Below are 17,375 nucleotides of genomic sequence, written 5' to 3' on the forward strand. Positions count from 1 at the left end.
TGGTAAATATAACTTATTTAATTGTCGAAATCGCCTGACCATTAAGTATAAATGATAATATGTTTCTCCAAAAGACCACTTATCCTTATAAGGCCGTTCCCATTCTTTTTGTTTGAAACACTGTATTTCATTAGCGAATTCTTCTCTTTGTTGATAAATTTTGTAAAAGTGATTAGTCATGTAAATGCTCTGCATAATTCCCCCTGTGTATGTAAGTTAAAGTTTCTATAATTTGCGAATAGCACACTAACTTAATATTATAGTTAGTAAAGTTCTTTCCACTTAACAAACACCAACTATAATTTTCGATAACCCCACGTACATAATGAAATAATTCACCTTCAATTTCTGTTTCATCCTTAATAAAATAATTCCTTACTAAAGGTGAATTGATATTGTTTTTAATATCAAATAAACTAATTCCTTTACATTTCACATAACTTTCTTTAAAAGTCCATGCATCTGTAAAAAAATTGATTTGTTCTCTCTGTGATCGAGTTAATAAGTGTTTTAGTTCTTCTTGAGTAAAGAAGAATTGAGCTAACTCATGATTGCACCACTTATATTCCTCAATATCAGCCCCTACGGCAGCATTATCACTGTAAGTACACATAACCCATTCATTACAATTTGAAATATTAAAGAAACCTTTCGATAATAGAGGTTTCCCTCGCATATTATAGGTAATACTCAACGGATATTTCATTCTTTGTTTTGTGAACAGCACATACTGTATAAGTAAATCGCTGTACATAATATGAAGCTTTTTTTTAGGATGTGTAGTTTTTTTTAATCTCTGTATAGCTCGTTTAGTGAGAATTCTTCTTGATATAAGATTACTTGGGTTTTTATTTATCTTACAGAAGAAAATATCCATAATTAATCCTGAAAGTTCGATAATAAAATTGAGGCATTATGCCCACCAAACGCAAATGAATTATTTAAGATCTTACCACCATTATAATTAGATACCTCTTCTAGAAGAAGGTTAACTTCTATATCCTCTCCCACACTGTCTCTTGATACATTAAAAGTGGGAATTAATTTTCCTTTTTTAATCATCATACAACATAATGCTGTTTCAATTGCTCCAGCAGCCCCTAAAGCATGTCCATGTAAAGATTTAGTCGAGGATACTAAAGGATTGTGATTAAATACGTCCTTTATAGCCTTTCATTCAGTTAAGTCGTTAAGTTTAGTAGATGTACCATGAGCGTTTATGTACTCTACCTCATCAGGACTACATTTGGCATCAATTAATGCATTTTCCATACATCTTGTAACACCATTGAGGTCAGGCGCCAATAATGAAGTAGCATCTGATGAACTTCCATAACCTTCTATTTCACAATAGATATGAACCCCACGCTCCTTTGCATGATTAAGCTCTTCAAGAATAAGAAAGGCCGCCCCTTCACTCATCACAAATCCAGATCTATCTTTTGAAAAAGGGACACTAGCTTTATCTAAGGATTTAGAGTTCGTCAAAGTTCTTAACTTTCTAAAAGCTTCTATAACTTGTGGAATAACACATGCTTCTGCTCCACCTGCTAATATTATTTTTTTGCTACCATTTTGAATTTTTTTAAATGCTTCTCCTACCGCTACTGTTCCTGAAGCACAGGCAATTGAATAAGCAAGAGATTCACCTTTTATACCTAAATCAATACTAATATTTGCTGTTATCATATTAATTAGATTTCTAGGTATTACAAGCATTGTCATTTGATCTACACCTTTTACAGCTGCAGTTCCAAACTCATCTGCGAGGGCACGAATGCCCCCAACAGAACTTCCAACAAACACAGAAACATTTTCATTATTTTCATCATTAATTATTAAATCTGCATCTTTAACGGCTTCTCTTGATGCAATTACGGCCATTTGAGTACAACGATCCATATACCGCTTATCCTTTGTTGTAAGTGGTTCATTAAAAATGTCATCTACTTCCCCAACAAATTTTGTATTTTCATATTTGGAAGGAATAATACCACTTTCAAGGTTAACAATACTTTCCCAGGAACTTTCTCTGGTAATACCATTTGGTGAAACAATACCTATTCCTGTTACCACGACTCTATTCATAAACTCGTCTACCTCCATTGTCATTTCAAATGCATTTCATTTTTGACCTTATTCTTATTAAGAAGAAGGTAAATACGGCAATTATCATTCCATTACTTGCAAATATAATGTTTAGATTATCAGTAACTCTAACAAAGTTGACAAAGTCAAACATAATTTGATCCAAAAACACTCTTACACCTATTCTTGACAGAAGGTATGATCCAATAATAGTTAGGACCGCAATAGGAAAACTAAAGGCAAAATGCATTCTCATTAGTTCTTTTAATGAATAACCTTCTAATTTTAATGTCTTAATTGATTTGATACTATTTTGATAACTGAACTCAAGAAGTGAGTAAAGTAATGCAACTTGTAGAACTATAGCAAGACCTAAAATAAGTGTGATCTGTTTGTTTATAACATCTAAGATATTTTTCCCGGAAGTTATTATCTCGTTCCTAGTTAATGTAGCTTCTATCCCACCATCGTTAGAATTATCATATGGTTTTGATAGAGCTACTGCAGGTACTGAATATGTTTCATGGTTGAACATTTCTCCGTTATCGGAAACTAAATATATATTACTCACTGTAGTAACATTGTTGACTTTATTAATTTTAAATGAGTAATCTTTTTGATTAGTTACATCTTTTAGTAGTAACTTATCTCCTACTTTTTTCCCATATTTATCAGAGAATGCTTGAGTAATTATTACATCTCCATCTGCAAGTTTGAGATTATAATTATAATATTTAGAATCAGAACCGATTACATAAACACTTTGTGTAATACCGTCTTCATCATGTAAGTTATATAGTTTAAACTCTTCACCCTTGATATCATGTTGATTAGGTGGATTTAAAAACAAAATTTCTTCAAAGATATTCTCTGATGCTAAGTCATCGACATACTTAGTTACAGAGTCTTTCAATAAAAACGAAAAATTAATCAGTAAACCTACAAAGAAAATCAGTACTATAAACAAAGCCAGTTCCTTTTTATTTCTATTTATCCGCTTTAACCGATACCGGTAAGTAAAAGGAATGAATTTCATGATTTTTCTACTTCTTTTTCTTATAGATTTAACTTTATTTTTCTTCTTTTTAAATTTTATATAAAACAGATAAACTAAAACAAAGTTAATCACTAAAACAATAGCTAACGAGAAAACTAAACATTCCGTCAATAACATATAATCAATTTTAAGAATTGGATAATTATATATTTGGCTATTCATTTGCATAATCGTCTCAATCAAAAATATACCGATTGTACCACCGATTAACCATGCAATTAAAAGTGTTAAGCTCGTTTCAGTTATATAATGTTTAAAAAGCATCCATTTGTTAAAGCCTAACTTATTAAATGTTGCTAGGTTATTTGATTCTTTCTTGGATACTTCAAAATGGTAAACACTTAAAAGAACTCCAACTATCAGATATAGTAAGCATGTTAAAAGCAACGCAAGATCCCTTGGTGCTTTTGCATCACCTATTACTTGTTGTATCCTCGTGTTATTTTGAGAATCATTTATATAAGTTGGTTTAACGATTTTCGAAACCTCTTGAACATCTAGATTGCTAGTATAAGCATAATATGAAGAGAACTCATTACCAAATAGCCTTTGAAACGTTTCTTCATTTACAAATGCTATACCAAAAACTTCAGAATTAGCTTGCAACACTAGATTACTATTTTTGGTTGTAATATAATCAGGTGATATTGCAGTTCCAACTATTTTTAATTTTTCTCCATTAAAGGTCAATTCATCATTGAGCGCTAATTTATTTGCTTTTAAATAGTTATTGTCAATTAGAATCTCTTTATCATTTTGAATATCACGACCGCTGGTCACTTGATATTTATTAATTTTTTTTCTTGACTGGAATATTCGAACTGTACTGCCGCCTTCCCTCACTTCCCCATTTTTAATTTGTTCGAAAGAAATATCCTTAAATTTCTCATCAATATCGTCATTAGTTATAAATATACCGTCTTCTACGTTATATTCGCTGTTGAATTTTTCAACTGATTGTAGAACGCTACTTGTACCAACAAAAAAGCTTATAAAGATACCAGTTGTAGCAAAAACAACAAGAAATATAACTAGAAACTTTAATTTATAAGTGTTTAATCTTCTTATTGTGCGTTTTCTGAACTTTCTATTTATATTTTGATTTACCATTCTAAATTCTCCGCTAATTCAATATCTCCATTTACCATATCATTAACCTTTTTCCCATCATGAATAGTAATAACACGATTGGATATTTTCGTTATTTGTTCATTATGGGTTATAAGAACAATCGTAGTTTGATGACTTTGTTGCAGTTTTTGTAATACTGTTAGAACCTCCTTAGATGAATTCCCATCAAGTGCTCCTGTAGGTTCATCACAAAACAGTATTTTAGCTCTTTTCACTAAAGCTCTTAATATCGCAGCTTTTTGCTGTTGACCTCCGGAACATTGATTAGGAAATAGATTAATTGCTTTACGAATATCCCAATCATCGATAAGATTTTCAATTTCCTCAGTAACACCATGTTCTAAATAGATATTCTCATGCAAGGTTAGATCATCAATTAAGTTATATTCTTGAAAAATAAAAGCAATATCATTTTTTCTAAAAACATTTACTTCTTTTTTAGAGAGATTACCTATATTTCTTTTGTTTACTTGAATTTCGCCTGAAGTAACACTCTCTAGTCCCGATAAGCATTTGAGAAGTGTAGTTTTACCCGACCCAGATTTCCCAATAATTGTACAAAATTCACCCTTAGTTATACCTAAATCAATTCCTCTTAACACTTTTAATTCATTTTGCTTATTTGCATTAAAAACCTTGATAACGTTAGTAGCTTTAATCATTTGTACCTCCATATTTATGTTTAATTGTAATAAAATACGAATAATATGTATCATCTGCTGGTGCAATTTCACTTACTTCAAATCCAGATGAATCTAGTAAAGTAAGGAAAAGATTCCACTGTTCCGCTTGAGCAAAATCAATAAGCATATTATTTAATACAACTTCAGCTTGGAGAATACTATTACAGATATCAAATTTATAGCGAGATATAAGATTCCAATCCTTATTATGCTTTGCCATTAGCTCTTGATAAATCTCAAAATTAGGATAATACTGACAAATAACAATAGTACCGTCCCTATGCAAAATTTCTTTTAGTCGCTGGAAGAGCTTTTCTTTTTCGTCTTGAGTAAGATAAAATAACATGTAGCTCATATTGATCATGTCAAATTTACATTCAAATGAAAGGTCTATAATGTCCTCGTTATGTATAACAACATTCGATTTATCTTTATATTTAGTTTGTAATTTTTCAAACACCTTCTTTTGTCTTTCTACACCAACAATTTGTTTATCATCAGAGTTCAAATGAACATCAATATAGTTACCATTTCCACATCCAATATCAAGAATTGACTTAAATTGTTTTTGAGAAATAAAAGTTGCATAGTTTTCTTTTGTGTAAATATTAAACGCTAATTCTCCAAGATCTGTGTAAAAATCCTCTGAAAAGCTAGGAGATATTTGTTTAAAAAAATTTAATTTATTAATCTCTTGTAAATAAGTAAGGACCTCTTTAATATATACAAACTCTAATTTCCCCATTATTTTTCCTAATGTTGTATTATGTTCTGTATTAATTACACACTCAATGAACTTGTAATCACTTTGTATTTTACTTACAATCTTACTATAATTTGTGTCTTCAAATTCAACTAAGCTATTTCTGTCCTTTACTGCCAAAAGGTATTCTTGATTTAATGTGTATACATCCTCTTTTTGTGAAATCATCCCCAACTGGATACCTAAATCCATAAATGAATGAAATATATTATGATGCATATTTCCTTTTGTCATTTCTTGAACATTATCAAAATTTTCATGCATCTTCCTTAATACAATAAATCTTATATAGTTTTTAACTTTTGAAAACAAAAGTAATTGGAATAAAGGAGTATCTCTTATCCCTACAATTTTAGATAATCGAACTAAACTGTTTATACGAATGGACTTTTCTGGTAACTTATAACGTTTGTTTGGAGAATATGATTGATACTTGCTCATTAACAAACTGTATTGCATTTAAAAACCTCCTCTTCTTTTAAAATTAAGTGATAGGAAGCAGAAAGCTCCCTATCTATATAAATTTCCACGTAATTTATAAAGGTATTAACACGGACTCATTGTACGTAGATAAACTTTGAATGTTTTCTTTAATTACTTTTAAAGTCATATCCAGGTCTTCTCTTGAATGAGCAGCTGAAATAAAAAATCTTATTCTAGCTTCACTCTCTTTTACTGCAGGATAAATTATTGGCATCGCATTTATTCCATTTTTAAATAATATTTCTGAGAATTTAAGAGCTTCATCAGAGTTTCCAATGATTAAAGGTACTACTGGAGTGTCATAGCTTTTACCTGTATCAACTCCCAATTTCTTTATTTCATTTAAGAAATAAGTATGGTTTTCTTTTAATCTTACAAATAAACTTTCTTCACTTTCACAGATTGTTAACGACGCTACTGCCGCAGCTGCATTAGCTGGTGTCATTCCTACACTGAAAATAAATCCAGGTGAATTAAATCTTAAATATTTAATAAAGGATTTGCTACCAGCAATATATCCCCCACAACTATTAAGGGATTTACTTAATGTTCCCATTAGAATATCTACTGATTTAGGGTTAACATCATAATAACTTGTAACACCTCTACCATTCTTACCAATAGTACCGATTGAATGCGCTTCATCCACCATGAGAATAGCATTATACTTTTCTTTTATTCTGATTAGTTCTGGCAGTTTACAAATATCTCCATCCATGCTGTAAACACCTTCTACCACGATTAAAACCCTGCGGAATTTCGATCTTAGCTTTTTCAGCTCATCTTCTAGATGATCCATATCATTATGTTTAAACGGTTTTCGCTTGGCATTAGAAAGAATTGCACCTTGAATAATACTATTATGAGCCAATGCATCATGTAGAATTAAATCTTCTTGATTGACAATATTCCCTATAGTATTAACGTTAGTACTGTGTCCTCCCACCTGAATTAGAGCATCTTCTACATCTAAGAATTCAGCAATTTTTCTTTCAAGCTTTTGATGGATTTCAATTTCTCCGCTAAGTAACCTACTACCAGAAACACTCGTTCCATAACGATTTATCGCTTCAATGACGGCCTGGTTAATTATATTTGAACCATTAATACCAAGGTAATTGTAAGTGGAATAATTTATCTTCTCTTCTCCATCTATAATAATTCTATTTGATGCTATTCCATGGTTTTTTCTGAAATAAGGAATGTATTCTCTGCTTTTAAGATATTTATGAAACTCTTTAACTTCATTGAAATCATCCAGTAATGAAGCTGTCTCTTGATTCATTTCCATCCCTATTTCTTTATATATTAAACATAAAATATCATTTACAGTTGTATCCTCTTGTTGAAAAACTTCTTCCAAGTCGACTTCTTTCATCTCAGGAAAGTCTTGTACTACTAATCTATGAAAATCCATAATCATCATTGAGTCCAGGCCAAGATTATTAACTAACGAATCAGTTACAGCAATATCACTTTGATCATAACCTGTTATTTCAGCCAAATGGCTAATGATTTTATCGTATACTTTATTCATGGTAAACCTCCATTATTCTTTTATGTTATAGCGAAATGATTTATTAAGAAGTTAGCAGCATTTACTGGACCATCAATATTTTCTAAAAGTTCCTGCATTTCTTTTGCCTTATTATGCATCTCTTTATTTGTTAGCGAGAAGTCTATCAATTCACCAATTTTCTGAGTCGTAATATCTTTTCGTTTAAGTTCCAATGCATTACCAAAAAGAACACATTCATTTATATTGGCTTTTTGTTCTGCTTGCAGTCCAAGCCCAAGGAATGGTTTACCAGATAAACAAGCCGTTTGAACTGTACCTTCTCCACCATGAATAATAGATAAATCTATTATATTTCCCAATTTATGAGCGGGAAGTAAGTCACAAAGAATAATATTCTTGCTACTAGAAAAAATATTGCCACTAGACGCAAGTATTTTCTTCATTGGACATATAACTGTCACCGGAAGTTTCTTTAAAATATGTAAGAATTTCATGACAATTTCTTTACTTCCAGAGCTTCCCATCGCAAAATAAATAACAGGTTGATTTGAGGGAAGACTATATAGAAATGATGGTATGGGCATATCCAGTTTTGCATAAACCGGGCCAATATATTTATAGTTAGCAGGAAGATCGTCCACACCACTAATTTCAGGAATGGTTGTAATTAAATTATAATCAGCATCCAGTGCATCTATGGTGTATTTTGGAAGTTCTACTCCTTCTTCTTTTGCCAATTTTGAAAAAGACTTTGGTTTATAAGTAATACCTAAAGCAACCTTTTTATAGAGATTCATGGTGATTTTTTTAGGTAAGAAAGTCTTATTAATTATGGAAGGTAATTCTAGGTGTCCTTTTAATACAAAAGTTCTGGTGTATGCTAATGGTTTAATATATACAAGTGGTGTTTGACAAGCTCTCGCTGAAATAAACATACTCAATGTAGTTCCGATAACGACAACCGCCGGACAGTAAGTATTTATAATTCTTTTCTCATTCTCAATTCGTTTTTTGAGATGTTCGTATGTAAAGGGATGTTTTATACCCTTCATCTGATCGACTTTCATAAGTTGAGTGATATCGTCTTCACTTAAAACTGGTTCAAGGTGGATAAATTCAAAGTTAGCTTTTTCAATAAGATAAGCATATTTTCTAGAGTAGCCTATAAATATGCAATGAAAGTATTCGGAACATTTCTTTGCTACTTCTATTGATCTGGTAGTTTCGGCCAAGTTAAAAGTTTCTGGTGCAAAAATTATGTTTTTTTTAATTATTCTCATCCTCCTTAAACGTATTTCTAATATATATCACTTAAAAACTTCAACATGGATTTTATTAAGTCTGGAGGAACTTGAGCGGCGATTTAACTCGGCTTCTGTATCCTTCTTTACTACACTTCTACAAGCTAAAATTGGCGGATTATCTAAGATTTCATAAAAGCAAATCTAGCGATGATAATAGCAGCCATAATGCTTAAAAGGCCACCTATATAAGTTGAATTAAAAGGTTACAGCTACTGTTTGTCGAAATATAATAAGTAACATATATTGACAAATGGAGCGGAGCAAAATGACACATGTACACCAAAACGAAAAAGAAAGCCTACTTGTAGCAATGAAAACGACTAAAACGAAACGAATGTATGAACGTTATCAAACGATCTATTTCTATGTACAAGGCTTTTCTATAAAAGAAATAATGAACATGATTGGTCGTTCTGAAAAAACAATCTATAATTATGTGAATGCTTACAAAGAAAAAGGATTGCATGGCTTACTCATGGGACAATCAACAGGAGCACCACGTAAATTAGCCCCTGAACAAGAACAGGAGTTAGTTCAAGTGATTGCATCTCATCTACCCGTTGATGTTGGATTTCCAGCTAAACATAATTGGACTTTATCCATTATCGCTTCTTTCATTAAAAGAGAATGGAACGTAAGTTACACACTTCGCGGGGTGTCTCGACTTTTACATGATTTAGGGCTTAGTTACACAAAACCGACGTATACATTAGCGAAAGCAGACCCGGTGAAACAACAAGAGTTTAGGGAAGTTACCTTCCCCGCCTATAAAAAAACTTTTAAACGAGGAGATTGACCATCTTCTGTTTCAAGATGAGTCCATGATCCGCGATTACCAAGCACTGCAGCATACATGGTTTTTAAAAGGAAAACAACGCAGTATTCCTACTTATGGGAAACACCAAGGTGTTAAACTTATTGGTACACTTAATTATGAAACCGGTGAGTTAGTTTGTGTAGAAGAGGAGCGGTATGATGCCGAAGCATTTCTTCGTTTTCTTCAGCATGTACTTGAACTGTATCCCAACGGGAAAATAGCTCTTATTCTAGATAATGCGCGTATTCATCATGCGAAGCTCATCCAACCACTTTTAAGGAAACACTGTCATCGCTTAGAATTAGTGTTTTTACCTCCCTACAGTCCCGATTTAAATTTAATTGAAGGGGTATGGAAATGGCTCAAATCAGACATCATTCATAATGTTTTTTATTCATCGATTTATGAAATTCAAAAAAATGTACAGGCTTTTATTCAGGAATTAAATCGCACACCTGAAAAAGTGATCGATCGATTATGCATTCGATTGTAATCTTTTAATTCAACTTATATAGAACCATCTTTTGTTTGAAAAATTGCTTCACTATAAGTCTTTTAAATTATTCCTCCTAGCATTCGTTTAACAAACAAACAGATAGATAACGAACAATGTGTAGTTGATAATAAATTCATGTTGTTTATAATGGAATTATATCGTTTTTTCCATAAAATTCAATTTACATTTAAGGCCTAAATGTAAGATAAAAAACAAAAGGATGAAATCTGTTGTCTATAATGACAATAACGAACGGGGAGGTATAAGATGTTGAAAAAAGCGGATCTGCGGATTATTCGAACAAAGAAATTTATATATGATGCTTTTATCAAACTGATAGCGGAAAAGGGATACGATGCTATTACCATTCAAGATATCGCAGATGAGGCACTCATCAATCGGGCAACATTTTACTCGCATTACAGGGATAAACAAGATCTGTTAACAAAGCTTAGCGAGAGTGCACTAGAAGAGTTAACAAGTAAGATGGTCCTATATGCCCATGTGCAGGGACATCAAATAGATTTTTCGAAACTCGAGGAAGTTTTACAATCGATATTTGAGTGTATGGTAAAACATGCAGACTTTTATAAAACCATGTTTGGGCCTCATGGCATTCATGATTTCAACCTACAAATGCAGCAGACTATTATGGATAATCTTGAACGAAATTACATTGAGCTTAAAATTGGAGAACATGACTCAGATATTCCAAAGGATATGGTATTACGTTTCTTCACTTCCTGTGTTGTTGGGATGGCAATTTGGTGGCTTCAAAATGATATGAAATATTCACCAAAATATACTGCACAACAGTTAGTGAAGCTTATGACTAAAGGACCCTTTTGTGCAGTAGGTTTTACTTTTTTTAATGAGCGCTAGAAAGAGCAACTATACCAGGAATTGCAAAGGGTTCTGGTGCGAAAATAATCATCTTTGAAAAAATCAATAAATGATTTTTTCAAAGATGATTAATATGTTCTAAACTTTTATTCTATATAAAAGTAATTTTTACTTTTCTGTAATATTTACAAATTCAACGGCTCCCTTACCCTCAGTACCTAAAGCCGTATTCACTTTATCTATTTCCTTACTTAATTCTGGTGCTTTCCCTTGATTGAGTAAATTATGATTCCCAAAAGATTTATTAAAAGATAGAATCTGTCTAGTTTTTTCTTTCCCATTTATTTCTTTAAATAATGTATCATCTACAATTAATAGGATTGCGTTGGATCCACCACGATATGGCGCTAGCCATACATCACCTTCGTATTGAGTACTCATTTTTTTCCCATCATATATTATTTCTTTTAAGTCCTTATATTCTTTATTTGCAAATAAGATAATTTCATCTTTTTTTCTTTTTGGTAAAGAGGCAATAGGGACTGAAGATGTGAGCCCACTATTATTATCCCTTTCACGTATAAGCCCCTTTTTATTCATTTTTTCAGCAGTTGTTCTGCTTATAAATAGTAAATTACTAGGAGTATCCGCCCTAGCATCCCAAAATTGTGTCGGGAGCTTTATATTGAGTTTGTTATTATCTATGCTCCCCTCTTTTATTTTGAATTGCTCTTGTGATATGGTTATATCTTTGTATAGGTCTATTATAGAATTTCTTGTTTGTTCATTTAACTGCTCTACCTCTATTGAAAGCCCATTTGCCGGGGAGTTTTTTGCACCAAAGAATGAACATGCTCCTAACACGGTAATCGAAATACCAGCTACTATTAATAACCCAAGTCTTTTTTTCACCCTATATTCTCCTTCTTTTTATTATTTTCGAATTAAAAAATCGTTTTATACATTTTTTTCAAGTATTGAGAACGAACAAAGTAAAAGTATATAATTTGCAAAACTAAGAAACAAACCAATACTATAACGGAACTACCCAAGACCGAAAAATTAGCTAACTTTTGTAAGGTGATAAAAGCAACCGAACTATGTGTAATCGCTATTGAAATTGGTAAAAAGAATAACAATGTAAGTTGACGTGACACAACTTTCTTTAATTCCGGTTTGCTTAAACCGACCTTTGCTATCATTTTATATTGCTGCTGATTTCGTTCTAAGTCTGTATATAATCGGAAATATAAAAAGCTTGCAGCAAACGTAAAGAAAACAATGCCTATTAATACACTCATGATGGATGCAAGTCCAAAACCTTGTTTCATCATTATCCATGTAGATATTAAAGAAGAAAATTTATATTGCTCGTTGTATAATACTGGCTCATGTATACCTTCATTATCTTTCTGAAGAGTAGTCACGATTTTTCCAGCAACTTTTTTCGTTTTCTCCCAATCCTTCACAATAAAACCATTAATGGTGGATTCACCACGGTAATTCTCTGGATCCACTATCATTTGATTATATACAGCGTCTGGTATAATAATTGTCGTTATGTTTGTATCTTGTAGTTCTTTTGGCGTTAGTGTTTTATTTACATGCATATCTATTTTTATATTTCTATGCGACAATCGAAAGTTATTTTGATTCGATTTTGTATTAGAGAATTTTCTTGCAGGTATGACAAAACTATCATTTTCACCTTTTAAGCTTTCTTTTTCAAAACCAAATGCCTCAGCTAACTTATTATAATCACTTATTTTTATAACGCTTAATAATACATTACTGTTATAAAGGCTATCTGGAATTTGTTTTATTGAATAAGTTACTTGTTTAAATTTAAACCCACCATTATTGAGTTCGCTTTCTATTTTTTTTAGATGCTCTTTTTCTAAAGGATTATTATTATAGGACTGATAAGAAAATGCAAAGGGACTATTCGATTCAGCCATAGATGAGTTACCTAATCCCATACAAGTTCCAACTGCAGTGAAGGCAACGGCAGATATAATAGTGACCATAAAAAACATTTTTGCATTATCTTTTAATTGATACACTAAATCTGAGATGGTGAGTATGTTTGTTTTCTTAAAGAAAATATTTTCCCTTTTCTTTAATGCACGTAACACATATACACTGAGCTGTGTAAATAAGAAGTACGTTCCAAGTACAACAAAGCTCACCCCTGTCGCCATCATGAATAATACATATTTCATATCCTTGTATTGAATTGCATTAACACTATGGAATACAGCCGTATATCCTAATCCAATACAAATAAGTGCGAATAAAGACAGCCAAAAGGATGCTTTGGGTTCAGGCTTTGGCTTTTCTTCTGCTTTTATTAATTCTACTAATTGCTCTACATTTACTAGTCGAGAAGTGAAAAGTGAAATAAATAAAAATAATAAGAAGAAAGCTCCAAATGTTATTCCAATTGCTTTAAAGGGCATGTAAAATGGGAGTCCTTTATCAATCATTAGCAGATTGTTGCTCATAATTAAGATAAACTTAGAGAACGCCATTCCAATTGTAATTCCTGTTAAAATAGAAGTGATTCCAATTATTGTATTTTCAATAAATATTAATTTATTCAACTGTGAACGTGACATCCCATGTAGCATTAGAATTCCAAAATCTTTTTTTCTTGTTTTTAAAAATGCACTTACAGAATATAGGATAAAGAAGAATGAGAAGAAAAATATTAACCCCTGCGATATCTGTAATCCTGACTTTGCAAATGTATTGATTGTTACACTGGCAGCAAGATCGCCTTGTAAATTAGGATGAAATGCAAGTAATGCATAAGTAAAGAAAATCATAATAGCAAACGTACTACTTAAAAAATGAGCCAAATATGTTCGTTTACTTCGAATGACGTTATTAAATGCGAATTGTCGAAAAGTCATGTGCATTTCCTCCTAATAATGCTAAAACCTCTAGAATTTTTTGATAGAATACTTTGCGATTATCTCCACAATAAATCTCATTGTATAACTGTCCATCTTTGATAAACACAATTCGATCACAATAACTTGCAGCCATTGCATCATGTGTCACTAACATCATCGTTGTGCTATTTTCTTTATTAAGCTTTGTCAATAATTCCATCACATCACTAGCAGATTTTGAATCCAGATTTCCTGTAGGCTCATCCGCAAGTAATAATTTCGGATTATGAATAGTAGCTCGTGCAATTGCTGTTCTTTGTGCTTGCCCACCAGAAATTTCATACGTACGTTTATCTAATATTTCAGTTATCCCTAGTTTTTCAGCAATAGCTTCCACTTTCCTTTCCATTTCTCTAGGGCTTACACCATCAAGTGTAAGTGGAAGAACAATATTCTCTTTCACTGTCAGTGTATTAAGGAGATTAAATGATTGAAAAACAAACCCTAATTCACGTCTTCGAAATAAAGACAACTGATCTGGAGATAACAGATATGGATTTTCTCCATGAATTAATACTTCTCCTGATGTTGGAGCATCTATAGTAGACACCATATTTAATAGCGTTGTTTTACCACTCCCAGATGGTCCCATAATTCCTACAAATTCACCTTTGTTTATTTTTAAATCAATATGGGATAATGCTGTATAAGAAATTTTCCCAGGATAAACTTTCCCTAAATCTGAAACATGTAGTATCTCCACAAGTATTTCACCTTCCATTTCTCTTTTCGATACATGAAGTGTAACCTATACTTAGTATGTCTCATATCGATTTCCCTAACATTTATCTAACAAGTTTGTAAGATTCAAAAGAAAAAACCGATGAAAAGTATACCTTTCATCGGTTAACGAGATGCATACGGGAATACGATTCTAACTTTTGTTCCCTTACCTACCTCAGATTCTAGCTCAATCTTATGATTTAATTTTTCACATACTTCTTTAACAGGTTTTGTTTTCTTTAAAATTAGAATCTTTCGCGAATGAATCTACAATTCGAATTTTCTTCCAATATATCCCCATACGCCATATCCATTCTAAAGGTCCCATTCTGAAGTACTTTAACCATATGTTACTATAAATAATTTGTATAACAATAATGGATAGACCGATACCTAAATAGGTTAAGAATGAGAATTTTCCATTTTCTAAATAGTCAAAAACAATCGATGTGTGCACAATAAAGTTTGACATAGACATTCGGCCAAATGCGATTAAACATGAGAACATACTTCTTACCATGGGAATCATACTTAAAATGGTTAAGCACACAATATAAAATAGGGGCAGTACGAAAGAACTAAAATTATTCATCCAGCCATAAGAATAGTATGTTAAAAAGAATAGGAGGACTAAACCTGTTACAAGTAATACCTTACATCTTTGTAGGCGATTGAAAAAAGATACTTGTCCTAAAAATATCCCTAAAATAACCATTGAAAATCCGCTTAACATGCCTACTAAAGATACAATTTGATTATTAGTTGATTCACCTTCAATTAAAACCATGTCACGTGTGAACCAAATCAATATTGCAATAGCGATAAAAACGATAATGTTAATCATCGGTGGTATATACTGAAATACAAATCCTATTAGCCCATAAATTGCATACATAATAAATAATCCACCGGCAGGGACCCCTACAAATGTACATGTAACACCAATTAATAACAGGATAATAAAACGCCGGATATATATTAAATTTGCCCTTTCACCCCTCTTCTTTAAATTTGACATTAATAATGCAGAAGATAAGCCTAGAAGGAACATAAATATATAAATAAATTTGGATACCATGAAAGTGTAAACGAAAGAGCTAAAATAAGGATGGGCATCAGTGCTCACCATACTCGTGTTTTGAAATATATTTGTAAAAGTAATGCCTATAAGCGCAAATCCCCGTAAATAATCAACTATTTCAATACGTTGCTTTTGTATCATAATTCCTTTCTCCTTTCAGTTTTGATTCTACATACAATGTACATATTGCATAGGATTTTTCCTATCGATTTCCCTAACATTTATCTAACAAGTTTGTAAGATTCAAAAGAAAAAACCGATGAAAAGTCTACCTTTCATCGGTTAACGAGATGCATATGGGAATACGATTCTAACTTTTGTTCCCTTACCCACTTCAGATTCTAGCTCAATCTTATGATTTAATTTTTCACATACTTCTTTAACAAGATATAATCCCATTCCCGTAGACTCTTTAAATTTCCTACCATTTTCTCCAGTATAAAATGGATTGAAAACACGTGGTAAATCAGCAGTAGGAATGCCCACTCCATAATCTCTTACTTCCAAAATAATTGCTCGTCCTTTTGAATACGCCGATACTATTACTTTCTCTTTCTTACTTGATGAATATTTAATTGCATTTGACAGCACTTGATTGAGTATAAATCGAAACCATTTCTTATCTGTTTCTACAATAAGACTCGGATCTACCTTTACCTCTGGATACACATAACTACGTATAAACAGACGTTTATTTTCATGAATAACAGAATCAATCATTCCTAATATTCGCAATCTGTCTACATGAAAATCCTGTTCAAATGTTTCTAAACGAGCAACATATAAGACCATTTCCAATCCTTTTTTGATTCTTTCCGTTTCTTCATTAATACTGTCAAATCGAGAGTCATCTGCATCTTGTGTAATTAACTCAATAACAGAAAGAGGTGTTTTCATTTGATGAACCCATTGATTCATAAAAGTCATTTGTTCTTGTTGTTTTCGTTCCCATTTTTTTAATTGGTTTTGATAATATTGATATTGAGTTTGTAGTAATTTATCTAAGGCCATTGATAATGGAGTCAAATCACTATCTTTTATTGACTCATTTAAAGTTTCCATTGGTGTTGATAGACGCTTGTAGAATGAACGATGACTATAATAACGATATATTAGATAACCTATTAATAAAAAAACACCCAAAAATACAGAATATAATGCTGTCAAAATATGTGGATAACCATCAAACCAATATATAAAAAGAATGATAAGCAATTGGACAAATGTATAACAAATGAGTGGAATATGTTCTTCTAAAAATAATTTCATTATTCCTTTCCTTCCTTCTCCCAAGTAGCATGCAAACGATATCCAGCACCACGAACTGTTTCCAGTGCGTTTTCAATACCTAAATCTTGCAACTTCCTTCTAATTCTCCCTATATTTACACTCAATGTATTCTCGTCTATATATGAACTATCCCATAGTTG

The 17,375-nt window shown here is 31.8% G+C and carries 14 protein-coding genes and 3 pseudogenes; 2 read left to right on the forward strand and 15 right to left on the reverse strand.

Annotated elements, in window-relative coordinates; genetic code table 11:
* The 8 genes and pseudogenes from ACP6L7_RS34110 to ACP6L7_RS34145 all read right to left on the reverse strand — a co-directional run.
* Positions 1-195 (reverse strand): annotated as a pseudogene (locus tag ACP6L7_RS34110) (DinB family protein); the annotation flags it as partial.
* Positions 173-877, reverse strand: a complete 705-nt coding sequence (locus tag ACP6L7_RS34115) for a 4'-phosphopantetheinyl transferase family protein (RefSeq protein WP_097831864.1) — start codon at positions 875-877, stop codon at positions 173-175. The gene ACP6L7_RS34115 and the pseudogene ACP6L7_RS34110, both read right to left, overlap by 23 nt.
* A 2-nt stretch (positions 878-879) precedes the next feature.
* Positions 880-2,112 (reverse strand): annotated as a pseudogene (locus tag ACP6L7_RS34120) (beta-ketoacyl-[acyl-carrier-protein] synthase family protein).
* A 1-nt stretch (position 2,113) separates the two neighbouring features.
* On the reverse strand, positions 2,114-4,255 hold the full coding sequence (locus ACP6L7_RS34125; RefSeq protein ID WP_097831866.1) for an ABC transporter permease: 2,142 nt from the start codon (positions 4,253-4,255) through the stop codon (positions 2,114-2,116).
* Complete coding sequence (locus ACP6L7_RS34130; protein ID WP_097831867.1) at positions 4,249-4,938, reverse strand: ABC transporter ATP-binding protein; 690 nt, start codon at positions 4,936-4,938, stop codon at positions 4,249-4,251. Before ACP6L7_RS34130 ends, ACP6L7_RS34125 begins: the two co-directional genes overlap by 7 nt.
* The gene (locus ACP6L7_RS34135) at positions 4,931-6,181 is read right to left on the reverse strand and encodes a class I SAM-dependent methyltransferase (RefSeq protein ID WP_097831868.1); all 1,251 of its coding nucleotides are present in this window, start codon (positions 6,179-6,181) and stop codon (positions 4,931-4,933) included. The genes ACP6L7_RS34130 and ACP6L7_RS34135 overlap by 8 nt, the downstream gene beginning before the upstream one ends.
* A gap of 76 nt (positions 6,182-6,257) precedes the next feature.
* Positions 6,258-7,742, reverse strand: a complete 1,485-nt coding sequence (locus ACP6L7_RS34140; RefSeq protein ID WP_097831869.1) for an aminotransferase class I/II-fold pyridoxal phosphate-dependent enzyme — start codon at positions 7,740-7,742, stop codon at positions 6,258-6,260.
* Between the two features lie 20 nt (positions 7,743-7,762).
* Complete coding sequence (locus ACP6L7_RS34145; RefSeq protein WP_097831870.1) at positions 7,763-9,004, reverse strand: glycosyltransferase; 1,242 nt, start codon at positions 9,002-9,004, stop codon at positions 7,763-7,765.
* Between the two features lie 289 nt (positions 9,005-9,293).
* On the opposite strand from ACP6L7_RS34145, the gene ACP6L7_RS34150 reads away from it, so the two are divergent.
* Together ACP6L7_RS34150 and ACP6L7_RS34155 are read left to right on the forward strand one after the other, a co-directional pair.
* A protein-coding gene (locus tag ACP6L7_RS34150; protein ID WP_430529657.1) for an IS630 family transposase occupies positions 9,294-10,338 on the forward strand; the annotation gives its coding sequence in 2 pieces (ribosomal slippage) (positions 9,294-9,788 and positions 9,790-10,338; 1,044 coding nt in all).
* Positions 10,339-10,608: 270 nt separating this feature from the next.
* Complete coding sequence (locus ACP6L7_RS34155) at positions 10,609-11,223, forward strand: TetR/AcrR family transcriptional regulator (protein WP_070129429.1); 615 nt, start codon at positions 10,609-10,611, stop codon at positions 11,221-11,223.
* A 129-nt stretch (positions 11,224-11,352) separates the two neighbouring features.
* Here the strand turns inward: ACP6L7_RS34155 and ACP6L7_RS34160 are convergent, their stop codons facing one another.
* From ACP6L7_RS34160 to ACP6L7_RS34190, 7 genes and pseudogenes are all read right to left on the reverse strand, one after another.
* Positions 11,353-12,096 carry a lipoprotein BA_5634 family protein gene (locus ACP6L7_RS34160; RefSeq protein WP_098361737.1) on the reverse strand — a complete coding sequence of 248 codons (744 nt, stop codon included), beginning with the start codon at positions 12,094-12,096 and terminating at the stop codon, positions 11,353-11,355.
* Between the two features lie 32 nt (positions 12,097-12,128).
* Positions 12,129-14,099, reverse strand: a complete 1,971-nt coding sequence (locus ACP6L7_RS34165; RefSeq protein WP_430529658.1) for an FtsX-like permease family protein — start codon at positions 14,097-14,099, stop codon at positions 12,129-12,131.
* Positions 14,074-14,844, reverse strand: a complete 771-nt coding sequence (locus ACP6L7_RS34170; RefSeq protein WP_097831883.1) for an ABC transporter ATP-binding protein — start codon at positions 14,842-14,844, stop codon at positions 14,074-14,076. Before ACP6L7_RS34170 ends, ACP6L7_RS34165 begins: the two co-directional genes overlap by 26 nt.
* Before the next feature lie 143 nt (positions 14,845-14,987).
* Positions 14,988-15,089, reverse strand: a pseudogene (locus tag ACP6L7_RS34175) (sensor histidine kinase); the annotation flags it as partial.
* Complete coding sequence (locus ACP6L7_RS34180; protein WP_097831874.1) at positions 15,085-16,086, reverse strand: DUF418 domain-containing protein; 1,002 nt, start codon at positions 16,084-16,086, stop codon at positions 15,085-15,087. The pseudogene ACP6L7_RS34175 and the gene ACP6L7_RS34180, both read right to left, overlap by 5 nt.
* Before the next feature lie 141 nt (positions 16,087-16,227).
* Positions 16,228-17,214 (reverse strand): sensor histidine kinase, encoded by a 987-nt coding sequence (locus ACP6L7_RS34185; RefSeq protein WP_097831875.1) that lies wholly within the window; start codon positions 17,212-17,214, stop codon positions 16,228-16,230.
* The coding region (locus ACP6L7_RS34190; protein WP_430529749.1) for a winged helix-turn-helix domain-containing protein at positions 17,214-17,375 on the reverse strand (162 nt) is incomplete at its 5' end. The genes ACP6L7_RS34190 and ACP6L7_RS34185, both read right to left, overlap by 1 nt.

Source organism: Bacillus silvicola (assembly GCF_050524305.1).
In the GTDB taxonomy this organism is placed as follows: domain Bacteria; phylum Bacillota; class Bacilli; order Bacillales; family Bacillaceae_G; genus Bacillus_A; species Bacillus_A cereus_AT.

Coding starts and splice junctions, on each gene's coding strand:
- ACP6L7_RS34115 (WP_097831864.1), bottom strand. CDS start 877: ATGGATATTTTCTTCTGTAAGATAAATAAAAACCCAAGTAATCTTATA.
- ACP6L7_RS34125 (WP_097831866.1), bottom strand. CDS start 4,255: ATGGTAAATCAAAATATAAATAGAAAGTTCAGAAAACGCACAATAAGA.
- ACP6L7_RS34130 (WP_097831867.1), bottom strand. CDS start 4,938: ATGATTAAAGCTACTAACGTTATCAAGGTTTTTAATGCAAATAAGCAA.
- ACP6L7_RS34135 (WP_097831868.1), bottom strand. CDS start 6,181: ATGCAATACAGTTTGTTAATGAGCAAGTATCAATCATATTCTCCAAAC.
- ACP6L7_RS34140 (WP_097831869.1), bottom strand. CDS start 7,742: ATGAATAAAGTATACGATAAAATCATTAGCCATTTGGCTGAAATAACA.
- ACP6L7_RS34145 (WP_097831870.1), bottom strand. CDS start 9,004: ATGAGAATAATTAAAAAAAACATAATTTTTGCACCAGAAACTTTTAAC.
- ACP6L7_RS34155 (WP_070129429.1), top strand. CDS start 10,609: ATGTTGAAAAAAGCGGATCTGCGGATTATTCGAACAAAGAAATTTATA.
- ACP6L7_RS34165 (WP_430529658.1), bottom strand. CDS start 14,099: ATGACTTTTCGACAATTCGCATTTAATAACGTCATTCGAAGTAAACGA.
- ACP6L7_RS34180 (WP_097831874.1), bottom strand. CDS start 16,086: ATGATACAAAAGCAACGTATTGAAATAGTTGATTATTTACGGGGATTT.
- ACP6L7_RS34185 (WP_097831875.1), bottom strand. CDS start 17,214: ATGAAATTATTTTTAGAAGAACATATTCCACTCATTTGTTATACATTT.